Here is a 2,855-nt window from a genome sequence, read left to right as displayed (position 1 = left end):
GTCGCGCATGACGCGCGTATCGCGCGAATCGCTTCGCGGTACCAGTTATCACTGCCGAATCAGATGACCGAGAACTGTTTTCGCGCGACTCGGGACCTTTATCGTCAGTGCGTTGAGACTTTTTCTACAGCCACAACGCTGGCTTGTGCTGCGGGCGATCCAACAAGATGCGCGCGGAGCGCGCTTCCGAAGACGCCCGGCTGCAGCAAGCATCGCTATGCTCTCGCTGAGCACTCTGAACGTTGCAGCGCGCAAGTTGAATGCACCAGCGCGGCGAGCTTTCGCCCATCTTCTAGCGTTTAGTCGGTTCGAGTGGGCGCAAACATCCGCTTTACGAAAATGAGCTTGTCGTCACCGACGCCGTAAAAGTCTGGCACACGGCCGCACTCGACGTAGCCTCTCCTTGCGTAGAAGCTTCGTGCGCGAGCGAGGGCGGGTAGCGCACTTGTCTCTATCACTAAGACTCGCCCCGCGTCCTCAATGACGGCCGCTTCCACAGCATCGAGTAGCGACTCGCCGCCACCGCGACCGTGGTCCTCTGGGCGGACGCCAATCCACCACAGATTCCAGACACCCTCGGCGTGTGCATCCGGAGCGTAGTAGACCCACCCGGACGGTGCGGTTGTGTCATCAGGCGCCCACAACTGTGCGGCATGTCCAGGCCCGAGTTGGTCAGCGTGAAGCGCGTCGAGTACTCCCCCGAGGAGTGCGCTCGCATCCGCGGGTTCAAAAAGGCCTGTTGCGCACGCGACAGAAAGCAGCGTCGGTGTATCAGCGGGACGGACCGCACGAATCATGTGATACCTTATCGAACAGGAGGAACGAGTCACTCGAAACTTGGAACCACTCGGCACACGTAGCCGTAACGGCCGCGAATCGTTCAGGGAAGCCGATGAGCTCCTGCCCGACCCTGCCCCTTCATTAATTGGTCCGCGTCAGCTGCCTTGTATCTACCGTTTTCATGATTCTGCAGTAGTTCTGATCAGGGCGCCAGCTCGTTGTTGCCTGGGTGATATACACCGCGCGTTAGCCGGAGCGGCGTGCCTGATTGACCGTCGTGAGAGCCCGAACAGTTGCGTGGGCCGACCAGGTGTCGAGCCCGAATTATCACAAGGACGGGCGCGGACGACGACCCCCGAGGCACTGGAGGCATGATGTTCGTCGGCATCGATGTCGCGAAGGCGGAGCTGGTCGTGAGCGTGCTGCCCAGCGCACAGCGCTTCGCGGTCACGAATGATGAAGTCGGGGTCCGCACGCTCGTCGAGCGCCTTCGTCCTGTGGCGCCGCAGCTGATCGTACTCGAGGCGACCGGCGGGTACGAACTGCTCGCCGTTGCGGCGCTCGCGGCCGCGGCATTGCCCGTGGTGGTCGTGAATCCACGCCAGGTGCGGGACTTCGCGAAGGCGACGGGGCAGCTCGCCAAAACGGATCGGATTGACGCGGACATCCTCGCGCGCTTCGCCGATGTGGTCCGACCGGAGGTGCGCATCATTCCGGACGCGGCCGCGCATGAGCTCGACGCGCTGCTCACTCGACGGCGGCAGCTCTTGGAGATGTTGCAGGCGGAGCGCAATCGCGTGGGCCAAGTGTTCGGCACCGGCAAGAAGCAGGTGCGCAAAAGTCCGACGGCGCACATCACATTTCTCGAGCGCGAGCTGCGCACGACGGACACGGAGCTTGGCGAGATGGTTCGGCAGAGTCCGGTCTGGCGTGAGCGCGACGAGCTCCTGCGCAGCGTGCCCGGTGTCGGCCCCGTGCTGTCACGGACGCTCCTGGCGGACCTGCCGGAACTCGGTCGCTTGTCCCGTCGCGCCGTTGCAAAGCTGGTCGGGGTTGCGCCGCTGAGTCGCGACTCCGGCACCATGCGGGGTCGTCGATTCGTGCAAGGCGGTCGTGCGGCGGTGCGTGGTGTGTTGTACATGGCCGCCTTGGTCGCCACCCGTCGCAACACGGTCATTCGCGAGTTCTACCTGCGTTTGGTCGCGGCCGGCAAGCCGAAAAAGCTTGCGCTCGTCGCGTGTATGCGCAAACTGCTCACGATCCTCAATACCATCGTGCGAACGAACACCACGTGGAGCGTAAAAGCGGCGGCAGCGGTACTCGAAGCCGCTTGACTTTCAAGACAGTTGCTAACGCCTCAGCGTTCTGCTGCAGCGCATTAGATAAAGTGCGGCCGGACGGGCGACGTGCGTCAGCGCGGCGACCGCCTGCCGCACTCCGCACGGCGCTGCCAGCAGCAACGCTTCGTTAGGCAGCCCTTCTGCGCCAAAGCCAAACGAGCGCTACCATCGTGAATGCCCACAGCATGCCATTCGCGATGAACGGCACGTGCTGCAACGGGAATGCTCCCGTGCGTATGGCCGTCGGCCACAGATCTCCAAGCGGAGCAACGAGCGGAAAGAACAATGCGTGCTGGAGTAGCTCGAACGCCCGATCGGCAGGTGTGACATGAGGCGGGCCGCCCGTATCAAAGTCGCGCATAATGCCTCCGAAGTTGCGCAGGAGGACGACGACTGACGCCACATAGTGCGCGATTGCGACCAACGGAGCGACAAGTGCAAGTCTCCGCATCGTGACCACGGGCCGGTGATGGTTGCCAGGGGAAATCTCAGGCATGCGGCGTCTTGACGCGGGAGGGGTTTCGCTCATGCACTTGCACCGTTGGCAATTTAGTCTCGTGAGTTTACGACTGCAGGACTCTCAGCCAAGACTGCCTAACGAAGCTGTAGGAAAAGTCCCGAAGCATGCCAATGTGGAAACGGAACTTGCTAGCACGCAACGGGTTGGTCCTGCATCGAATGTGGTGTCGGTTCGCCTCGCTGTCGAGATCCTGCCATGGCCCGCTACAAAGTGGT

1 protein-coding gene is annotated in these 2,855 nt (G+C 62.3%); it reads left to right on the top strand.

From position 1 onward, the window contains the following. The first annotated feature begins 1,151 nt into the window (after positions 1-1,151). Positions 1,152-2,114, top strand: a complete 963-nt coding sequence (locus RMP10_RS08665; protein WP_310569941.1) for an IS110 family transposase — start codon at positions 1,152-1,154, stop codon at positions 2,112-2,114. The last annotated feature ends 741 nt before the right edge of the window (positions 2,115-2,855 follow it).

The organism is Gemmatimonas sp. (assembly GCF_031426495.1).
Lineage (GTDB): Bacteria > Gemmatimonadota > Gemmatimonadetes > Gemmatimonadales > Gemmatimonadaceae > Gemmatimonas.
Note: the sequence above shows the minus strand (reverse complement) of the source record. Positions and strands in the feature narration are given on the sequence as shown.

Coding starts and splice junctions, on each gene's coding strand:
- RMP10_RS08665 (WP_310569941.1), top strand. CDS start 1,152: ATGATGTTCGTCGGCATCGATGTCGCGAAGGCGGAGCTGGTCGTGAGC.